Source organism: Nocardioides sp. (assembly GCF_030150155.1).
Taxonomy (GTDB): Bacteria; Actinomycetota; Actinomycetes; order Propionibacteriales; family Nocardioidaceae; genus Nocardioides.
Genome location: NZ_JASLGR010000034.1, coordinates 155,202 through 173,941, shown reverse-complemented (window position 1 = coordinate 173,941; position 18,740 = coordinate 155,202). Strand labels below are relative to the sequence as shown.

17 protein-coding genes are annotated in these 18,740 nt (G+C 71.1%); 12 read left to right on the top strand and 5 right to left on the bottom strand.

The window, feature by feature from the left end:
* Positions 1-3: 3 nt before the first annotated feature.
* From Q1V88_RS10970 to Q1V88_RS10950, 5 genes are all read left to right on the top strand, one after another.
* A complete protein-coding gene (locus tag Q1V88_RS10970; RefSeq protein ID WP_300681229.1) occupies positions 4-948 on the top strand; it encodes a glucosyl-3-phosphoglycerate synthase in 945 nt (314 codons plus the stop codon).
* Positions 949-1,074: 126 nt separating this feature from the next.
* Positions 1,075-1,935: a dihydropteroate synthase gene (folP, locus tag Q1V88_RS10965; protein WP_300681228.1), complete on the top strand. Its 861-nt coding sequence runs from the start codon at positions 1,075-1,077 to the stop codon at positions 1,933-1,935.
* Positions 1,932-2,561, top strand: a complete 630-nt coding sequence (locus tag Q1V88_RS10960; protein ID WP_300681227.1) for a hypothetical protein — start codon at positions 1,932-1,934, stop codon at positions 2,559-2,561. The genes folP and Q1V88_RS10960 overlap by 4 nt, the downstream gene beginning before the upstream one ends.
* Entirely contained in the window at positions 2,561-3,130 is a 570-nt protein-coding gene (locus Q1V88_RS10955) for a dihydrofolate reductase family protein (protein WP_300681226.1), read from the top strand. Before Q1V88_RS10960 ends, Q1V88_RS10955 begins: the two co-directional genes overlap by 1 nt.
* Positions 3,127-3,906, top strand: coding sequence for an enoyl-CoA hydratase-related protein (locus Q1V88_RS10950; RefSeq protein ID WP_300681225.1), 780 nt, complete (start codon positions 3,127-3,129; stop codon positions 3,904-3,906). The genes Q1V88_RS10955 and Q1V88_RS10950 overlap by 4 nt, the downstream gene beginning before the upstream one ends.
* Positions 3,907-3,933: 27 nt before the next feature.
* Here the strand turns inward: Q1V88_RS10950 and Q1V88_RS10945 are convergent, their stop codons facing one another.
* Positions 3,934-5,106 (bottom strand): FUSC family protein, encoded by a 1,173-nt coding sequence (locus tag Q1V88_RS10945; protein WP_300681224.1) that lies wholly within the window; start codon positions 5,104-5,106, stop codon positions 3,934-3,936.
* Between the two features lie 216 nt (positions 5,107-5,322).
* Entirely contained in the window at positions 5,323-5,895 is a 573-nt protein-coding gene (locus tag Q1V88_RS10940) for a TetR/AcrR family transcriptional regulator C-terminal ligand-binding domain-containing protein (RefSeq protein WP_300681223.1), read from the bottom strand.
* A gap of 140 nt (positions 5,896-6,035) precedes the next feature.
* Here Q1V88_RS10940 and Q1V88_RS10935 point away from each other — a divergent pair, with 140 nt between their 5' ends.
* Genes Q1V88_RS10935 through Q1V88_RS10925 form a run of 3 tightly spaced genes read left to right on the top strand, consistent with a single transcriptional unit; the run spans position 6,036 to position 9,129 of the window.
* Complete coding sequence (locus Q1V88_RS10935; protein WP_300681222.1) at positions 6,036-7,250, top strand: FAD-dependent oxidoreductase; 1,215 nt, start codon at positions 6,036-6,038, stop codon at positions 7,248-7,250.
* Positions 7,247-7,684 carry a RidA family protein gene (locus Q1V88_RS10930; RefSeq protein WP_300681221.1) on the top strand — a complete coding sequence of 146 codons (438 nt, stop codon included), beginning with the start codon at positions 7,247-7,249 and terminating at the stop codon, positions 7,682-7,684. The genes Q1V88_RS10935 and Q1V88_RS10930 overlap by 4 nt, the downstream gene beginning before the upstream one ends.
* Positions 7,681-9,129 (top strand): ABC transporter substrate-binding protein, encoded by a 1,449-nt coding sequence (locus Q1V88_RS10925; protein ID WP_300681220.1) that lies wholly within the window; start codon positions 7,681-7,683, stop codon positions 9,127-9,129. The genes Q1V88_RS10930 and Q1V88_RS10925 overlap by 4 nt, the downstream gene beginning before the upstream one ends.
* Positions 9,130-9,336: 207 nt before the next feature.
* On the opposite strand, the gene Q1V88_RS10920 is transcribed toward Q1V88_RS10925, so the two are convergent.
* On the bottom strand, positions 9,337-10,485 hold the full coding sequence (locus Q1V88_RS10920; RefSeq protein WP_300681219.1) for a site-specific DNA-methyltransferase: 1,149 nt from the start codon (positions 10,483-10,485) through the stop codon (positions 9,337-9,339).
* Positions 10,486-10,534: 49 nt separating this feature from the next.
* Here Q1V88_RS10920 and Q1V88_RS10915 point away from each other — a divergent pair, with 49 nt between their 5' ends.
* On the top strand, positions 10,535-11,122 hold the full coding sequence (locus Q1V88_RS10915; RefSeq protein WP_366914079.1) for a mismatch-specific DNA-glycosylase: 588 nt from the start codon (positions 10,535-10,537) through the stop codon (positions 11,120-11,122).
* Positions 11,123-11,200: 78 nt separating this feature from the next.
* Here Q1V88_RS10915 and Q1V88_RS10910 read toward each other — a convergent pair whose 3' ends face one another.
* Together Q1V88_RS10910 and Q1V88_RS10905 are read right to left on the bottom strand one after the other, a co-directional pair.
* Positions 11,201-12,040 carry an SDR family NAD(P)-dependent oxidoreductase gene (locus Q1V88_RS10910; protein WP_300681218.1) on the bottom strand — a complete coding sequence of 280 codons (840 nt, stop codon included), beginning with the start codon at positions 12,038-12,040 and terminating at the stop codon, positions 11,201-11,203.
* Positions 12,037-13,569, bottom strand: coding sequence for an NAD(P)/FAD-dependent oxidoreductase (locus Q1V88_RS10905; protein ID WP_300681217.1), 1,533 nt, complete (start codon positions 13,567-13,569; stop codon positions 12,037-12,039). Before Q1V88_RS10905 ends, Q1V88_RS10910 begins: the two co-directional genes overlap by 4 nt.
* Positions 13,570-13,641: 72 nt before the next feature.
* Between Q1V88_RS10905 and Q1V88_RS10900 the strand changes: the two genes are divergently transcribed.
* The 3 genes from Q1V88_RS10900 (at position 13,642) to hrpA (ending at position 18,616) form a co-directional block, all read left to right on the top strand.
* The gene (locus Q1V88_RS10900; protein ID WP_300681216.1) at positions 13,642-14,271 is read left to right on the top strand and encodes a TetR/AcrR family transcriptional regulator; all 630 of its coding nucleotides are present in this window, start codon (positions 13,642-13,644) and stop codon (positions 14,269-14,271) included.
* A gap of 55 nt (positions 14,272-14,326) precedes the next feature.
* Positions 14,327-14,704, top strand: a complete 378-nt coding sequence (locus tag Q1V88_RS10895) for a hypothetical protein (protein ID WP_300681215.1) — start codon at positions 14,327-14,329, stop codon at positions 14,702-14,704.
* A gap of 114 nt (positions 14,705-14,818) precedes the next feature.
* Positions 14,819-18,616: an ATP-dependent RNA helicase HrpA gene (hrpA, locus tag Q1V88_RS10890; RefSeq protein WP_300681214.1), complete on the top strand. Its 3,798-nt coding sequence runs from the start codon at positions 14,819-14,821 to the stop codon at positions 18,614-18,616.
* The last annotated feature ends 124 nt before the right edge of the window (positions 18,617-18,740 follow it).

Sequence of the window (18,740 nt, the reverse complement as noted above, 5' to 3'; positions counted from 1 at the left end):
GTCATGGCGGGTGAGGCAGTGGCAGGCGGCTCGGGGGTGCGGACCCACCGGTGGTTGGAGTGGACGCTGGAGGAGCTGGTAGCCCTCAAGGGCGAGACCCGGGTCTCCCTGGTGGTGCCGGCGCGCAACGAGGCTGCCACTGTCGGCGGTGTGGTCAGTCGGCTGCGCTCGGCGCTGATGGAGACGGTCGCGCTGGTCGACGAGATCGTGGTGATCGACTCCGACTCGACCGATGCCACCGCCGACGTCGCCGCTGCGGCAGGTGCCTCGGTCTTCGCCTCCGCATCGATCCGCCCCGAGCTGGGCTCCTACCCGGGCAAGGGCGAGGCGATGTGGAAGTCGCTCTTCGTCACCACCGGCGACGTGATCGTCTTCATCGACGCCGATCTGGTCGAGTGGGACACCCACTTCGTGCCGGGTCTGCTCGGCCCGCTGCTGGCCTTCCCCGAGGTCGAGCTGGTCAAGGGGTTCTACGAGCGGCCCGGCGAGGCCGGACCGCTCGACGGCGGTCGCGTCACCGAGCTGGTCGCCCGCCCGGTGCTGGCGCTGAGCTGGCCCGAGCTCTCCGGCGTGATCCAGCCACTGGCGGGGGAGTGGGCGATCCGACGTTCGCTCTTCTCCACCCTGGCGGTGCCGGTCGGCTACGCGGTCGAGATCGCGGCCCTGATCGACACCGTCTCCCTGCGTGGGATCGACGCGATCGCCCAGGTCGACCTCGGCGTACGCGGGCACCGGCACCAGCCGTTGCTCGACCTCGGCCTGATGGCGACCCAGCTGCTCTCCTCGGTGCGGCGGCGTCAGTCGTACGCCGAGCACGAGGCGGCACCCACGTCGGCGGTGACGCTCACCCAGTGGGGCCGCGCGACCTCGGGCCGGATCGAGCCGGTCGAGCGGGAGGTGCTGACGCTGGAGCGCCCGCCGGCGTTCGCGATCCCGCCGGTGGAGTGACACGGGCGGAGTGACATCGGCGCAGTGACGGGTCGGCGTCCGGCAGGGGCGGTGCGGCGGGCGGTGCGGCGGCCCGGAGGGCGAGGACGTGCACGACGCCGTTCGCGGGCTCAGTAGGGTCGAGGCATGATGCGACTCGGGCGGCACCGCTTCGACGACGACGCCACCCTGATGATGGCGATCGTCAACCGCACACCTGACTCGTTCTTCGACAAGGGCGCGACCTGGGACGAGTCGGCGGCGTACGAGCGGGTCCGTGCCGTGGTCGCCGAGGGCGCCGAGATGGTCGACATCGGCGGGATCAAGGCTGCTCCCGGGGTCGAGATCGGGGAGGCCGAGGAGCGGGCCCGGGTCGTCGACTTCGTCGCCGGGGTCCGCGCGGAGTTCCCCGACCTGGTGATCTCGGTCGACACCTGGCGGGCCTCGGTGGCCGACGCGGTCTGTGCCGCCGGTGCCGACGTGATCAACGATGCGTGGGGTGGGGCCGATCCGGAGCTGGTCGACGTCGCCGCCGAGCACGACGCCGCGATCGTGTGCACCCACACCGGCGGTGCGGTGGTCAGGACGCGGCCGTTCCGGCGTGAGTACGACGACGTGATGGCGTCGGTGGTCGCCGACTGCCTCGGCTACGCGGAGCGGGCCTTGGCGGCCGGGGTGGCCGCGGAGTCGATCGTGATCGACCCGGCGCACGATTTCGGCAAGAACACCTTCCACTCCCTGGAGGTGACCCGGCGCCTGGGGGAGATGGTCGGGCTCGGCTACCCGGTGCTGGTGTCGCTGTCGAACAAGGACTTCGTCGGCGAGACCCTGGACGCTCCGGTCGGCGAGCGGCTCACCGGCACCCTCGCGGCGACCGCGGTGTGTGCGCTGGCCGGTGCGCAGATCTACCGCGTCCACCAGGTAGCCCCGACGAGGCAGACTGTCGACATGGTGTGGACGATCGCGGGACGACGCAGTCCCGCCCGAGCGATCAGGGGGCTCCAGTGACACGGATCGCACTCGTGCCAGGTGTGCTGGCGCTCTCCTCGCGCTACGGCTCCCTCGAGGACCCCGTCGCCGACCTCCGTACGGCGGTCACCGCGGCGCTCGACTGGGTCGGGCCCGATCCTCGGGTCGTCGGTGACGGCCACGGGGTGATCGCGGGCCTCCTCGCCGAGCGTGCCGCGGGCTCGACGGGGGAGGGCGATGCTGCCTCCGCTGCCCCGGGGCGTGGCGAGCCCGGATCTCAGCGGGGAGAAACCCGGATCTCGGCGGTGGCGAACCCGGATCTCGGCGTGGTGGTGGTCGCCAACGGCTCGGCCAAGCGCACCGAGAAGGCCCCCGGGCACTTCGACGAGCGGGCCCTGGCGTTCGACGACTGGCTCCGCGAGGCGCTCACCGTCGCACCCGGCGACCTCGCCCACCTCGACCACGCCCTGGCCGAGGAGCTGTGGGCCGACGTCGAGGCGCTCGGGACGCTGTCCGACCTGCTGACCGGCCCCAAGCCCGCCGACTTCGCCCCCGCCGAGACCGATCAGGGCCCGCAGCGGCCCCAGGTCCGGCTGATCGGGGTCGACTACGACGACGACCCGTACGGCGTGAAGTACTGGGTCATCCGCTGGGAGGTGCAGTGATGCGAGCCCTGATCGGCGAGGCCGACTGGTCCTGGCCCGAGCACGCCTGGACGCGCGCGAACATGGTCAGCTCCCTCGACGGCGCGGCGACCGGCTCCGACGGGCTGTCGGGCTCGATCAACAACGCCGCCGACCGCGAGGTCTTCCACCAGCTCCGCGAGGGCGCCGACGCGATCATCGTCGGGGCGGGGACGGCGCGGGCCGAGGGTTACCGGGGCGCGGGCAAGCCGCTGATCGTGATCGGGCACTCGCTGCCCGACACGCTTGCCGGCGCCGAAGGCGTCCGGCTCCACCCCGGCGGTGACGCCGAGGCTCTACGGGCCCTGATCGCGGAGCTGCACGCCGAGGGCCTCACCCGGCTTCTGACCGAGGGCGGCCCCAGTCTGCTCGGCGACCTGCTGCGGGCCGGACTGGTCGATGAGCTCTGCCTGACGTTCACCCCTCACCTGGTTGCGGGAGACGGCCGCCGGATCGTGGGCGGTCCGCTGAGCGACGTACCCCTGGAACTGGCGGCACTGGTCGAGATCGATTCCACGTTGATCTCGCGCTGGCTAGTCTCACACCCGTGACCGACAGAACCGACGCGTCCGACGAGCTCCTGATCTCCCGCAGCCACGACGGCACCGTCGTGGAGGTGACCTTCAACCGGCCGGCCCGGCACAACGCCTTCACCGCCGCGATGTACGGCGCCCTGCACGAGCTGTGCGACGCGCTCGCCACCGACGCCTCGGTCAAGGTGCTGGTGCTGCGCGGTGCCGGCGGTCGGGCCTTCGCCGCGGGCAACGAGATCTCGGACTTCTTGGCCCGCGACGCGGTGGACTACGAGGAGTGGCTGGCGGCCCTCTTCACCAAGATCCAGCGGCTCCCACAGGTCTCGATCGCCGTCGTCGACGGGGTCTGCGTCGGCGGTGGCCTCGCCGTGGCCACCCACTGCGACCTGCGGATCGCCACCCCCGGCTCGCGGTTCGGCTACCCGATCGGCAAGACGCTGGGCAACGCGCTCTCGGCCGGGGTGCTCTACCGCTGCAACACGATCTTCGGCGAGGCGCTGACCCGCGAGATGCTGCTCGCCGCCCGGCTGATCAGCGCCGAGCGGGCCCACCACGTCGGCGCGCTGGCGTACGTCGGCGACGCGATCGACGACGAGCTCGAGACGATCATCGCCGGGATCAGCGCGATGTCGCGCGTCACGATCGGCCACACCAAGGCCCAGCTCGCGCACCTGGTGGACACCCTGGAGGTCGGCCCCGAGGAGGAGGCCCGGCTGCGCGAGATCTACACCGGCGACGACTTCAACGAGGGTGTGCGGGCGTTCCTGGCCAAGGAGAAGCCGAACTTCGCCTGACCCTCCCGGCAATCCCGCCCGGGATTCTCAGTCCAGGGTCGCCAGCGCGTCCGTCGCCTCGAACTGCCCCATCCCGGTGAGCTGCAGCAGGTCCACGATCACCGCGCGGATCTGGACCAGCACCGCCTCGGCGTTGATCACCGAGGAGCGGTCGACCTGGCTGGTCCGCTCGCCGAGTGCGATCAGGGCTGGGCGGACGGAGTCGGCCATCCGGTTGGCACGCAGCTCCTCGGCGATCTGGGCGGTCACCTCGACCAGCTCGTCGGTGATCTCGGCGTACCCCTCGGGGATCGGCTGACCGCGATAGGCGGCCACGGCTACCTGACGCACCAGCACCCGGGTCGAGCGCAGGGCGCGGTCGAGCGGCTCGATCAGATCCGACATCTGCCGTACGCCGACCCGGTGCCGGAACCGGAACGGCGAGGAGGCCACCACCGACATCCCCTCGGCAGCAGCCGCCTGGAGCTCGCGCACCAGCGGGTCGGTGGAGCGGGCTTCGGCGAGCACCGCCATGCCGTGCACGGCGTCGGCCTGGCGGATCACCTCGCCGGCGGCGCGCAGCAGCGTGGAGATCTTGCGGACCACGACCGCGGCCTGCTCGCGCGGGCGGCGCAGCGGCGCTGCGGGCACGATCGCGGCGGCGATCAGGGCGACCGCGCCGCCGACCAGCGCATCGGTCCAGCGGGTCCACGCCGAGCCCGGCCCGGGCACCATCGCGGAGACGAAGATGCCCTGCACCGCGGCCTGGTTGACGAAGACCTGTCCGCCGTCGGCGACCAGCGCGATCGACATCGCCAGCGCCACGATCAGGGTGATCTGCACCGGTCCCTCGCCAAGCCAGGAGACCAGCAGGTCCCCGAGCAGGACGCCGAGCGCGACGCCGAGGGTGACCTCGATGACGCGTCGCAGCCGTTGGCCGTACGACGTCCCGAGCGCGATCACCGCAGCGACGCCGGCGAAGACCGGGGAGGAGTGGCCGAGCAGGGCGTGGGCGATCCACCAGGCGATCCCGGCCGCCAGAGCGCACTGGGCTACCTGGAAGCGGCGGGCCCGCCAGCGGGCGGCGGCGCGGCGCTTGCGGACAGCCCAGTTCGGCGCGGCCATCGGCGAGGCGCCCTCGGCCCACAGGTCGCGGAGCTTGGACCAGCCGCGCTGCGCCGGCTCGGCAAGGAACGGGGGAAGGAAGCCAGGCGTGTTCATGCTGCGGCCCAGCCTACGGGGCCGGTCGGGAGCCCCGCCGACTTCCGGGTTCGCCACCGCCGACTTCCGGGTTCGCCACCGCCGACTTCCGGGTTCGCCACCACCGACTTCCGGGTTCGCCACAAGGGTGGTGAGGAACCCGGATCTCGTGCGTGGGTAACCCGGATCTCGCGCGTGGTGAACCCGGATCTCGCGCGTGGTGAACCCGGAATTCGGCTAGGGGCGGGTCGCGTCCAGGATCAGATCGACCACCCGGTCCACCGTGCTCGCCGGGGCCGCCTCGCCACGCGTCAAGGGGGCCAGGAAGAGCGGCGAGACGCAGGCGTTGATCACCGTCTCGGGGGCGTGCGCCGCCGAGGCTTCGCCGCGCTCGACGGCCTTGTCGAGCATGGCGTACCAGCCGGCCATGATCGGCTCGAAGTGGGCCAGCACGGCCTCGTTGAACTCCGGGTGCATGCCCGAGACCATGATCCGGGTCATGGTCAGGTCGACCGGGTTCGCGGCGAACACCGCGACCCGGTGGGCGAACGTGCGCAGGTCCTCGGCCCAGGAACCGGTGTCGGGCACCTCGACGCTCTCGGCGTGGTGGGTCAGGGCCTCGGCCAGCAGCAGGTCATGCGTCGGCCACCACCGGTACAGCGTGCGTCGATTCACCCCGGAACGCTCCGCGACCTCGACCGTGGTGAAGGGGAACTGGCCCTCGCCGAGCATCTCCAGGACGGCTCGGCCGACCGCGAGGCGCACCTGAGCGCTGCGTCCTCCGCTGCGCTGGCGTTCCTTGACCGTCATCGTGTGCCCCTCATCGCGGCGTCAGTCTAGGCGAGCCACCGCCGGCGGCACCCCCTCCATCAACCTTAAAGTCACAACCTGTTGCTTTAAGGCGTTCGGTCCTCCATGCTGTGACACACGTCACCCGCTGAAGGAGAACCGTGAGCGACACCCCCGTCTACGACCTGGCCGTCATCGGCGCCGGGCCCCTCGGCACCGCCACCGCGCGGCACGCCGCCGAGTCCGGTGCCTCCGTGCTCCTGCTCGGACCGGCCGAGCCCGCCGACCCGGCCGACCATCTGGGCACCTGGGCCGGCTACTACGACCAGGGCCGGCTCTGCCACGTCCTCGAGGTCCCGCTGATGACCTCGCTGCTGGCGATGCGCAGCCGTCGCCGCTTCGCCGACCTGATCGCGCGCACCGGCATCGACTTCCTCACCCCGACCCACTCCGTGACCGTGCTGCCCGACGTCCAGCCGAGCTCGACCAGCGCGCTCTGGTTCGACCGCGACGTGCTGGCCGGCAACGCCCGCGACCTCGGCGTCGCCGTCGACGAGCTCGACGAGACGGAGCTCGCAGCGGCCTACCCCGGACTCACCTTCGAGCCCGGACACGTCGGCCTGCGCGAGCCCGGCGCCTTCATCCTCAACCCGCGCGGTCTGGTCGAGGCCGAGCTCGCCGCGGCGCTGAGCGCCGGCACCACCCTGGTCCGTGACGAGGTCGTCGTACTCGAGCACGACGGTCCCGGCGTTCGGCTGACCACCGCCGACGGACGCACCTGGTCGGCGGCGAAGGCCGTCGTCGCCACCGGCGCCGCCACCAACGCCACCGGACTGCTGCAGCGCCGACTCGCGATGCAGACGTACGGCGCCACCGTGGTGCTCACCGAGGTCGACGGCCCCGACGCTGTCGCGATGCCGACCATGATGATGATGAAGGTCCGCGACGGACAGATGGCGTACGGCGGCATCGTGATGGCCCCGGTGGCCTACCCCGACGGCCGCTGGTACCTCAAGACGTCGGGCTCCAGCCTGCTCGCCCACCCGCTGGAGACCCGCGAGGAGATCGCCGCCTGGGTGCGTACCGGAGGAGACGCCGCCGACCTCGACGAGGCCCGCGAGCTGCTCACCGACCTGCTGCCCGACCTCCCGCTCGGCGCGATGCGGACCCGCCCCTGCCTGGTCTGCGCGACGCCGTCGGACCGGCCCTACATCGACTGGGCCGACGACCGCACCGTCGTCCTGATCGAGGGGGAGCGGGGCGCGATGGCCGCCGACGAGATCGGCCGCCTCGGCGCCGCGCTGGCCCTGACCGGCCGGTGGAGCGACACCGTTCCGCACGAGGTCTTCGCCGCCGCCTGGGAGGAGGGCCGATGAGGCCCGCCCACGAGCCGATCGTTCCAGCAGGTCGCGAGAGCGAGTACGCCGAGTGGCACCTGGCCCCGGCCGTCCGGGTCGGTGACACGGTGTACTGCTCGGGCGTCCTGGGCACCCGCCCCGACGGCAGCGTGCCCGCAGACCTGTCCGAGGAGGTCGCGCAGGCGTTCGAGAACCTCGCCGAGGTGCTCGCCGCTGCCGGCCTGGAGCTCGCCCACGTCGTCGACCTGCTCACCTTCCATCGGGACCTCGCCACCGAGGTTCCCGCCTTCATGCAGGGCCGCGACCGATACCTCGCCGCGCCGTGGCCCGCCTGGACCGCGATCGGGGCAGCCCAGCTCGGGGGCGGGCTGCCCGGCGTACGCCTGGAGATCAAGGCGACCGCACAGGCACCGTCCACACCAGCCGCACCTCACGAAAGGAACGACCGATGAACACCACCGTCCCGCCTCGCGCACCCCGAGGGGCCTGGCCCCGGGGCCGTCGGCGCCTCGCCCGGCTCGCCGTCACCGGCGTCGCGATCGCCCTGGTCGCCTCGGCGTGTGGCTCCAGCCGCACCGGCTCGGACCCGGCCTCGGGGCCCTCCGACGCCGGCTCCAGCACCGCTGCCACGCCGACGACGTTCGGCGACCTCGCCTCCCCGTGTGGCAGCGGCGACGCCCAGGGCGCCACCGCCCAGGGCGTCACCGACACCTCGATCACGATCGGGTTCGGCGACGACCGCGGCTTCTCGGCCATGCCCGGCCTCAACGCCGAGATGGGCGACGCGGTCAAGGCGATGATCGCGTGGTGCAACAAGCAGGGCGGGATCAACGGCCGCACCCTGGTCGGCGATCAGTACGACGCCGCGATGACGAACGCCGCCGCCGTGATGCAGAAGGCCTGCAAGAAGGACTTCATGCTGGTCGGCGAGGGATTCGCGTACGACGAGGCCGCTGAGCAGACCCGGGTCGGCTGCGGGATGCCGGTCGTGGCCGGCTTCGTGATCGGCCCGAACGCGACGATGGGGCCCGACAAGTTCGAGTCGGTGCCGCTGCCGGTCGACCACTACAACGCCGCCAACCTGGCCAGCGCGATGGAGGTCTACCCGGAGTTCAAGAGCAGCGTCACCACCCTCGGCTCCACCTCGCCCGCGGTCCAGCAGGGGGTGAAGGTCGTCGCCGATGCGCTCGGCCACCTCGGTGCGTCGGTGCAGAAATGCGGTGTCGCGCTGAGCCAGGACGGCGAGGCGAACTACATGCCGTTCGCGGAGAAGTTCAACAAGTGCGGCGCCAAGGCGGTCTGGTTCTCCTCCAGCGCCAGCCCGATCACCTTCGGCCTGCTCGAGGCGATGCAGCGCGCCAAGACGTCGATGAAGTACGTGTTCGAGTCGACCTGGTACACCGAGGAGGCCAAGGCGTGGAACGCCAAGAGCCACGCCGCTGACGGGATGATCACCGGGATGGTCTTCCAGCCCTTCGAGAATGCCGACGTCAACCCGGCGGTGAAGGACTACCTCGACATCGTCCAGGGCGCCGGCGCCAAGCCGGGTCTGCTCGGGATGCAGGCCGTCTCGGCCTTCCTGCTCTGGGCCGACGTAGCGCACCAGTGCGGCTCCGACCTCACCCGCGAGTGCATGGTCACAGGCCTGTCCCAGGTGCACGACTGGACCGGTGGCGGGCTGCACGCCGCCTCGGATCCGGGCAACAACATGCCCCCGGACTGCGCGCTCGTGGTCAAGCTGACCGGTGGTGAGTTCACCCAGGTCTTCCCGGCCAAGCGCGGGACGTTCAACTGCAACAAGGACTACGTGATCCCGACCGACCCGGCTGCGTCGGGGGTCACGCTCGACGCCAACCGTCACTCCACGGCGTTCCTCGCCAGAGATCAGTCCCGGTAGCAGCCCACCAGTCCGCCGAGCCCCGCCTTCGCTCCCGTTGAAGGCGGGGCTCGGTCGACTTCCGGGTTCACCACCGCTGAGTTCCGGGTTCGCCACGGTCGACTTCCGGGTTCGCCACGGCCGAGTTCCGGGTTCGCCACCACGGCCGTGATGAATCCGGACTTCGCTGGTGGTGAACCCGGATCTCGCGGGTGAGTAACCCGGATCTCAGCCGTGGTGAACCCGGATCTCGAGGCCTCCGCCGATCCGCTCCGCCACCGCCCGCAACCGTGCCCGGGTGATGTCGGCGACCGTCTCCAGCCCGGCCAGGTCCGCGTTCGAGCCCGGCCGGACCGGCTCGGCGATGTTGATCGACAGGCAGGTCCGGGTGCCGCCGTCGGCGGCGTTGGCCAGCGCGACGGCGTGGCCGGTCGTGCCGGAGCCGGCGAAGAAGTCCAGCACCCGGCAGTCGGCGGGCATGGTCAGCAGCAGCCGCAGGATCAGTCCGGTCGGCTTGGGGGACTCGAACACGTGCCCCGCCAGAGACTTGAGCTCGGCGACGGCGACGTCGGTCGAGCCGATCTCCTCGGCCAGCCAGATGGTGCGCAGCTTCTTGCGTCGCGGTGCCCCGCCGGCGCTGTCGAGCCAGTCCTTCTGGAAGATGTCGACCCGCTCGCCGAGGGTGCCCTTGATCCGGCGACAGACCAGGTCGCGGGGCCGGTCGGTGACCACCGGGGCAGACCATCGCCACACTGCCGGTGAACCGTCACCGAAGACCGGCAGCACCTCGGTCGACCCCTTGAACCGGGTCGCTCGCACGGTCCCGGTGTCGGGGTTGCCGTACAGCGGATAGTGCATCGTCGGCGTACTGATCGGATTGAACTTCTTGTTCGTGTTGCGCAGCGGCAGATACCGGAACCGGCGGCCGCGCTCGACGTGTGGGAAGTCGCTCTCGGCCACCAGCGTCGCCGAGGACGCCTCCAGCACGCACCGGCGGGCGTCGCGGGCGAAGATCAGCAGGTACTCGTGCGACGTCGCGAAGCCGCCACCGAGCTGGCGCCCCTTGGGATTGAGGTTGACCACGACCTGGGCGAGGAAGTTCGCGCGGCCGAACAGCTCGTCCATCAGCACCCGCAGCGCGGCCTGCTCGTTGTCGTCGATGGAGATCGCGATCGCACCGGTCTCGGCCAGCACCCGGCGGGCCTCGCTCAGGCGCGGCCGCATCATCCCGACCCAGTCGTCGTGCTTGTCGGCGTACGCGAAGTCGTTGCCTGTGTTGTACGGCGGATCGATGTAGATCAGGTCGACGCTGGCGTCGTCCAGCCCGTGCAGCACGTCGAGGTTGTCGCCCTCGACGAAGGTGTTCCACACGCGCACCCTCCGACCCTAGGGGTTCGGGGTCGCTGGCGCGGTGTTTCATAGGGCCATGACGATGGAGCGGTGCAGGTTCACGCGGGCCGAGCTGGAGGAGTTCCGGGACGCCGAGGTGCCTGACCTGATCGGTCCGGGGCTGCGGCTGCTCTTCGTCGGGATCAATCCGGGGCTGTGGACGGCCGCGACGCAGACCCACTTCGCGCACCCGGTCAATCGGTTCTACCCGGCGCTGCGGGCCGCGGGGATCATCACCCGCGACATCCCGCCGACGGGGATGTCGGACGAGGATCGGGCGCATCTGATCGAGCGCGGGATCGGGATCACCAACATCGTGCGCCGCGCCACCGCCCGTGCCGACGAGCTCTCTCGCGCCGAGTACGTCGCCGGCGGTGCCGATCTGGCGGCCCGGGTCCGTGACCTGGACGTGCCGGTGGTCGCGATCGCCGGGATCACCGCCTACCGGGCGGCGTTCGGGCTGCCCAAGGCGGTGCCGGGTCTGCAGCCGCTGGTGCTCGACGGGCTCTGGGGCGACGCCGAGGTCTGGGTGGTGCCGAATCCGTCAGGGCTGAACGCGCACGAGACGGTGGCGTCGTTGGCCGAGAAGTACGCCGAGCCGGCGCGGGCCGCGGGCATCCTCTGACCCCTCACCGGTGGTGAACCCGGATCTCACCGGTGGCGAACCCGGATCTCGGCGGTGGTGAACCCGGATCTCGGCGGATCAGGCCCGCTTCTTCGGCAGCACCCATCCTGCCCCCAGGGCGACGATGTCCTGGTACTTCGAGCCGGTGAACTTGCCGAAGTTGTGGATCAGGTGCGCGTCCACGCCGACCAGGACGCGGGCGCGACGCTTGAGCAGTCCCTGGCTGACGATGATCTCGGCCGCCTTGGACGGCTCCATCCGGGCCAGCTTCTCGTCGAAGAGCTTGGCGGTCGCGGCCTGGTCGTCGCGGGAGGAGACCCGGGCGCTGCGGGCGACCGACGTTTTGATCCCGCCGGGGTGCACCGAGGTGACGCCGACCCGGTGGCCGTCGATCAGCATCTCCTCGCGCAGTGCCTCGGTGAAGCCGCGGACGGCGTACTTCGCGGCGTTGTAGAAGCCCTGGTCGGGCATCGACACCAGCCCGAACAGGGAGGAGATGTTGATGATGTGGGCGTCGCCGGAGGCGATCAGAGCCGGCAGGAAGAACTTCGTGCCGTGCACGACGCCCCAGAAGTCGATCCCGATGATCCAGTCGATGTCGTCCCAGTCCAGGTCGTTGATCCGCCCCGAGAGCGCGACCCCGGCGTTGTTGATCACGACGTTGACGGTGCCGAAGTGGGCGATCACCCCGGCCGCATAGGCCCTGAAGGCCTCCCGGTCGGCGACGTCGAGGATCTCGGTGACGACCTCGGCCGCACCGGCGGCGCGGGCCGCGTCGGCGGTCTCGCCCAGCCCGTCGGCGTTGACGTCGGAGAGCGCCAGCCGCGCCCCGCGGGCGGCGAGGTTGAGGGCGAGCGCCCGGCCGATGCCGGATCCGGCTCCGGTGATCACGACCACCTTGTTCGCGATGTGCTTCATGCGTCGATCAGCTCCTGGTCAGGGTCGGGGGCTCCGGTGACGACGTACTGGTGGACGTCGAAGGTGTGCAGGTAGTGCCGGAAGAGGAAGGTGAAGCTCGGCCACAGGGTGGTGTTGCGGCCGTGCTCGTCGAGGTACCACGACGAGCAGCCACCGGTGTTCCACACGGTCGGCGCCATCCGCCGCTGGACCATCGCGTTCCACTCCTCGAACGCCGCCTCGGTCGGCTCGACGGTCGCGAAGCGGTGGTGGCGCATGGTCCGGACGGCGTCGCGCAGGTACTGCACCTGGGACTCGATGATGAAGACCATCGAGGAGTGCCCCAGCCCGGTGTTGGGGCCGATGATGAAGAACAGGTTCGGGAACCCCGGCACCGTCGATCCCTTGTACGCCGCAGCGCCGGTCCGGGCGAACCGGTCCGACATCAGCTCGCCGTCGACGCCGCGGACGTGGTGGGCGATCGGGATGTCGGTGGTCTCGAAGCCGGTCGCCACGATCAGCACGTCGATCGGCCGCTCCTCGCCCGAGGCGGTGACGATCCCGGTGGGCGTCACGCGCTGGATCGGATCGGTGATCAGGTCGACGTTGGGCGCCGCCAGCGCGGGGTAGTACCGGTTGCTGATCAGGATCCGCTTGCAGCCGATCTCGTAGTCGGGGGTGACGGCGGCCCGCAGTGCGGGGTCGGCGATGCCGCGCCGGATGTTGCGCAGCGCCGTCAGCTTGGCCGGCAGCGCGATCTTCGGGCTCCAGGCGAAGGCCGGGACGTAGGCCTCGCGGCCCCAGTAGATCGCCGCTCGGGCGAGCTTCTGCAGCCCGGGCACGTGCCGGAACGCCGCCTTCTCGACCCGGGTGTAGTGGTGCTCGTTGCGCGGGATCACCCACGGCGCGGTGCGCTGGTAGACGTCGAGGTGGGCGACCATCGGCTGGATCTCGGGGATCAGCTGGATCGCGCTGGCGCCGGTGCCGATCACCGCCACGCGCTTGCCGGTCAGGTCCAGGTCGTGACGCCACCGGGCGCTGTGGAAGATCTCGCCGCCGAAGGTCTCCAGACCCTCGATCTCGGGCAGACGCGGCTCGGAGAGCGGACCGGGGCCGACGACGAACGTCTTCGCGGCGTACGTCGTCACCCCGCGCGGCCCGGCGGTGGTGACGATCCACCGCTCGGCGTCGGCGTCCCAGGCGGCGTCGGTGACGGTGGTGCGGTACTCGAACCGGTCGGTGACGCCCCAGTGCTTGGCGACCTGCTGGATGTAGCGGTGGATCTCGGGCTGGGGGGAGTAGCTCATCGACCACTCGGTGTTGGGTGCGAACGAGTAGCTGTAGAGCTGGCTCGGCACGTCGCACGCCGCGCCGGGGTAGGTGTTGTCGCGCCAGGTGCCGCCGACGTCGTCGCCGCGCTCGATCACGACGAAGTCGCGCTCGCCGTCCTCGTCGAGCTTGATCGCGGCGCACAGGCCACCGAATCCGGCGCCCACGATCAGGTGGTCGACCTCGGTGACCCGGGTCCGTGACGTGGTCTCGCTGCTCATGTCCGCCACGCTAAGGGCGTTGTTGAACGAACGTCAATAGCGTTATTGAAACTCTTTCAATAGAGTGGGGCCGTGACCTCACGCACCCGTCTCACCTCCGAGGAGCGGCGCTCGCAGCTCCTCGACCTCGGGGTGCGGCTGTTCGCCAAGCGCTCGCTGTCGGAGATCTCGATCGACCTGCTGGCCGAGGCGGCGGGGATCTCCCGCGGGCTGCTCTACCACTACTTCGGTGGCCTGGCGGGCTTCCAGGAGGCCGTCGTACGCCGAGCGGCGGACGATCTGATCGCCCGCACCGCCCCGCAGCCCCTCGAGGACCCGTTGCAGCGCCTGGCGGTCTCGATGGAGGCCTACATCGACTTCGTGGACGAGAACTACGAGGGCTACCTCTCGCTCCTGACCGGGGCCAAGAGCGGCAACGAGACCCTGGCCCGGATCTACGACGAGGTCAGGTCGGCGCTGATCGACAGGATCTTCGTCGCCGACGCCGGCACCCTGCTGCCCGACTCCGCCTCGGCCCGGTTGCTGGTGCGCGGCTGGTCGGCGATGGCCGAGGAGCTGGTCCTGGAGTGGAAGCGCTCGGGGGAGGTCTCGCGCGCCGAGCTGCTCCGGCTGGTGACCGAGTCGCTGCCGCACCTGGCCCTCGGCCTGACCGAGCCGACCGCCCTGGCCGCGGGTGCCGTCACCGCCGGCTCAGAGACATAGTTCCCGTTCAGCCTTCGCGCCTGTCCCGCTCAGGTTCCCGACGCATCCTGGGAGCATGACTGAGAACCCGACGCCCGCGGCGGGCGAACCGCCGACCTGGCAGCCCGAGCAGGCTGCCCCCACGGAGCAGGTGCCGACCGCGCCCGCTCCCACCACGGCCCCGCGCCCGGCGCGGCTGGTCAAGATGTGGCAGACCGTCGTCGTCGGTGCTGCCTGCCTCGTCGTCGGCCTCGGGGTCGGAGGCGTCTTCGGCGGTGCGATCGGGTACGTCGTGGGGGACCACCACGACGGCGACCGCGGCCGGATGTCCCAGCGTGGCGACTTCGGTGGCCGTGGCGGGATGGGCGGCATGGGTGGCCCGATGATGAACCAGGGCTCGGGCAACGGCTCGCAGAGCACGCCTCAGGCCCCCTCGGCCTCGCCGTCGAGCTGACCCCGGTGGTGCTGGTGGTGCTCGGGCCACCGGCTCGGTGGGGCGGTGCGGTGACGGCGTACCGGGGAAAGTCGGTTTGAGCCCCACCCCACCGCCTGCGAGACTTGGGCGGTTATGTCCGAGTTGCCGGTGATCACCTACCCCGACCTCCCGGTCAGCGCGGTCCGCGACGAGATCGCTGCCGCGATCCGCGACCACCAGGTCGTGATCGTCGCCGGTGAGACCGGCTCGGGCAAGACCACCCAGCTGCCGAAGATCTGCCTCGAGCTCGGCCGGACGATGATCGGCCACACCCAGCCGCGCCGGATCGCGGCGCGCGCGGTGGCCGAGCGGATCGCCGAGGAGCTCGGCACCGAGCTGGGCGACCTGGTCGGCTACCAGGTCCGGTTCACCGACCGCACGTCCAAGGCGTCGCGGATCAAGCTGATGACCGACGGCATCCTGCTCGCCGAGCTGCAGCGCGACCGCGACCTGCGCCGCTACGACACGATCATCATCGACGAGGCCCACGAGCGCAGCCTCAACATCGACTTCCTGCTGGGCTACCTGCGCCGGCTGATGGCGCGCCGACCCGACCTCAAGATCATCATCACCTCGGCGACGATCGACCCCGAGCGGTTCGCCGAGCACTTCGCCGACGTGACCACCGGCAAGCCCGCGCCGATCATCGAGGTCAGCGGCCGGACCTTCCCGGTCGAGGTGCGCTACCGGCCCCTGATGGAGCTGCCGGAGTCCGACGAGGACGGCGAGCCCGTCGTCCGCGACCAGACCGAGGCGATCGTGGACGCGGTCAAGGAGCTCTCCGCCGTCGGCCCCGGCGACATCCTGGTCTTCCTGCCCGGCGAGCGCGAGATCCGCGACACCGCCGACGCCCTCACTTCCGCGCTCCGGATCGACCCGTCGAAGGGGACGCTGGAGGTCGTGCCGCTGTTCAGCCGGCTCAGTGCCGCCGAGCAGCACAAGGTCTTCTCGGCCCACACCGGACGCCGGATCGTGCTCTCCACCAACGTCGCCGAGACCTCGCTGACGGTGCCGGGGATCCGCTACGTGATCGACACCGGCGTGGCCCGGATCTCGCGCTACTCGGCGCGGACCAAGGTGCAGCGACTGCCGATCGAGCCGATCAGCCAGGCCTCGGCCAACCAGCGCTCGGGCCGGTGTGGACGTGTCGCCGAGGGCGTCGCGATCCGGCTCTACTCCGAAGAGGAGTTCGAGGGCCGACCCGAGTTCACCGACCCGGAGATCCTGCGCACCAACCTCGCCTCGGTGATCTTGCAGATGGCCTCGCTGCGACTGGGTGACATCGCCGACTTCCCGTTCGTCGAGGCCCCCGACAAGCGCAACATCACCTCCGGTGTGCAGCTGCTCGAGGAGCTCGGTGCGCTGCGCGCCGGCGGCGAGGAGCGGGCCGGTCGCGGTCCGCAGCTGACCGACCTGGGGCGTCAGCTCGCCCGGCTGCCGATCGACCCGCGGCTGGGCCGGATGGTGCTGGAGGCCGAGCGGCGCGGCTGCCTGCGCGAGGTGATGGTGATCGCCGCGGCGATGTCGCTCCAGGACCCGCGCGAGCGCCCCGGCGCCGACGACCCGAAGGGTCAGGCGCAGGCCGCCCAGTCCCACGCCCGGTTCAAGCACGAGGGCAGCGACTTCCTGGCCTGGCTCAACCTGTGGACCTACATCAAGACCCAGCAGCGTGAGCTCTCCTCCTCGGCGTTCCGGCGGATGTGCCGTGCCGAGCACCTGCACTACCTGCGGGTCCGGGAGTGGCAGGAGTTCGAGTCCCAGCTGCGTCAGGTCTGCAAGGAGATGGGGCTGCGCGGCCAGGTCGCCGACGCCCCCGACGAGGACGGCATCCACCGCTCGCTGCTGTCGGGTCTGCTCAGCCAGATCGGGGCCCTGGAGGTCCGCGAGGAGAAGCGGGAGCGCGGAGGCCCCCGGGAGAAGGGCAAGCGCCCCGGTCCCCGGGAGTACCTCGGCTCCCGTGGCACCCGGTTCGCGATCTTCCCCGGCTCCGACCTGGCCCGGAAGAACCCCCCGTTCGTGATGGCCGGCGAGCTCGTCGAGACCGGCCGGCTCTGGGCCCGCCAGGTCGCCTCGATCAAGCCGGAGTGGGCCGAGGAGCTGGCCCCGACCCTGGTCAAGCGGACCTACTCCGAGCCGCACTGGAGCCAGCGCCGTGCCGCGGTGATGGCGCACGAGAAGGTCACCCTGTACGGCGTCCCGCTGGTCGCCGACCGCCTGGTGAACTACGGCCGGGTCGACAAGCCCGTCGCCCGCGAGCTGTTCATCAGGCACGCCCTGGTGCAGGGCGAGTGGAACGGCCGCCACGCCTTCCTGAAGACCAACGCCCGCCTGCTGGACGAGGCCCGGGAGCTGGAGCACAAGGCCCGCCGCCGCGACATCGTGGTGGACGAGGAGACCCTGTTCGACTTCTACGACGCCCGCGTCGGCGCCAACGTCGTCTCCGGCGCGCACTTCGACTCCTGGTGGAAGAAGCAGAAGGACAAGTCCCTACTGGTCTTCGACCCGTCGCGGCTGGCGCGCGACGTCGACGTCACCGAGTTTCCCAACGCCTGGGAGTCCGAGGCGCTGACCTTCAACCTGAGCTACCACTTCGAGCCGGGGGCGACGGACGACGGCATCACGATCGACATCCCGGTCGCCACCCTCAACCGGGTCGACGACGGCGACTTCTCCTGGAACGTGCCCGGACACCGCGAGGAGCTGGTCACCACCCTGATCCGGGGGCTTCCGAAGAACCTGCGGGTCCACCTGGTGCCCGCACCCGACCGGGCCCGTGACTTCCTCGCCGCCGTCTCGCCGGGGGAGGAGCCGCTGCTCGACGCCCTGGAGCGGTGGATCCGCTCCACGGTGGGCGTGGTCGTGCCGCGGGAGGCGTGGGCACCGCTGCCGGAGCATCTGAGGCCGACGTACCGCGTGCTGGATGCGACCGGCACGGAGCAGGCCCGCGGCAAGGACCTGGAGGCGCTGAAGAAGCCCCTGGCCGGGGAGTTCCGGCGCGCGATCGCCGAGGTCGCCTCCGATGCGGGGCTGACCGCGACCGGGCAGACCGCCTGGACGTTCGGGGCGATCGCGCCGACGGTGACGGAGAAGCGTGCCGGGCACGAGGTGACGGTCTACCGCTGCCTGGTCGACGAGCGCACCAGCGTCGGGCTGGCCGTGGTCGGCACCGCCGACGAGGCCGAGGCCCGGCACCGGCTCGGCGTCGCCCGGCTGCTGCTCCTGGACTCCGGCGCCGAGCTGGTCAAGCGGATCGGTGACGGCCTGTCGATGAGCGACAAGCTGGCGCTGGCCGCGACGCCGTACCCGTCGGCCGCCGACCTGATCGAGGACTGCCGCGCCGCGGTCGCCCGGGCCACCATCGACGCCCACCCGGTGCCGCGTGATCCTGAGGCGTACGCCGTCGTGCTGAGTGCCTACCGGCGCGATCTGGAGCCGCGGATCCGTGCCACCCTCGACGACGCACTGCGGGCGCTGGAGGCGCAGCGCAAGGCGGAGAAGGCACTGACCGGCCGGGTGGACATGTACCAGCTGCCCGCCGTCACCGACATGAAGGACCAGGTCGCCCGGCTCTTCTCACGCGGCTTCATCTCGCAGTCGGGACCGCACCTGCGGCGCTATCCGACGTACGTCGCTGCGCTGCTCAAGCGCCGCGAGCGGATCGCCGATGCCGCCGGGCTGCGAGCCGACCAGACGCTGATGATCCAGATGGCCGACCTCCAGGCACGCTACGTTCAGGCGATGGCGGCACTGCCGGCCGGTCGTCCGGCCGGGGCGCGGCTGCGCGAGGTGCGCTGGCTGCTGGAGGAGTGGCGGGTCAGCCTGTGGGCGCAGAACCTGGGCACGGCGGTGCCGGTCTCGGACGCGCGGATCCGAAAAATCCTCGACGCCTAGGTTTCGCCGCTGTGGGCTCGGGGTAGAAGACGTGGCATCGGCCCCGAGGCCCACGGAGATGTACGGGGATCTCCGTAGGTCCCGGGGCTGAGTCGTGTCCCTTGCGGTCGGCTGGCCGGGTCAG

Bases quoted from the DNA above. Each gene is read 5' to 3' on its own strand.
- Q1V88_RS10895 (WP_300681215.1), top strand. From the start codon at position 14,327: ATGACTGAGAACCCGACGCCCGCGGCGGGCGAACCGCCGACCTGGCAG.
- Q1V88_RS10905 (WP_300681217.1), bottom strand. From the start codon at position 13,569: ATGAGCAGCGAGACCACGTCACGGACCCGGGTCACCGAGGTCGACCAC.
- folP (WP_300681228.1), top strand. From the start codon at position 1,075: ATGATGCGACTCGGGCGGCACCGCTTCGACGACGACGCCACCCTGATG.
- Q1V88_RS10940 (WP_300681223.1), bottom strand. From the start codon at position 5,895: ATGACGGTCAAGGAACGCCAGCGCAGCGGAGGACGCAGCGCTCAGGTG.
- Q1V88_RS10945 (WP_300681224.1), bottom strand. From the start codon at position 5,106: ATGAACACGCCTGGCTTCCTTCCCCCGTTCCTTGCCGAGCCGGCGCAG.
- hrpA (WP_300681214.1), top strand. From the start codon at position 14,819: ATGTCCGAGTTGCCGGTGATCACCTACCCCGACCTCCCGGTCAGCGCG.
- Q1V88_RS10910 (WP_300681218.1), bottom strand. From the start codon at position 12,040: ATGAAGCACATCGCGAACAAGGTGGTCGTGATCACCGGAGCCGGATCC.
- Q1V88_RS10930 (WP_300681221.1), top strand. From the start codon at position 7,247: ATGAGGCCCGCCCACGAGCCGATCGTTCCAGCAGGTCGCGAGAGCGAG.
- Q1V88_RS10955 (WP_300681226.1), top strand. From the start codon at position 2,561: ATGCGAGCCCTGATCGGCGAGGCCGACTGGTCCTGGCCCGAGCACGCC.
- Q1V88_RS10925 (WP_300681220.1), top strand. From the start codon at position 7,681: ATGAACACCACCGTCCCGCCTCGCGCACCCCGAGGGGCCTGGCCCCGG.
- Q1V88_RS10970 (WP_300681229.1), top strand. From the start codon at position 4: ATGGCGGGTGAGGCAGTGGCAGGCGGCTCGGGGGTGCGGACCCACCGG.
- Q1V88_RS10915 (WP_366914079.1), top strand. From the start codon at position 10,535: ATGACGATGGAGCGGTGCAGGTTCACGCGGGCCGAGCTGGAGGAGTTC.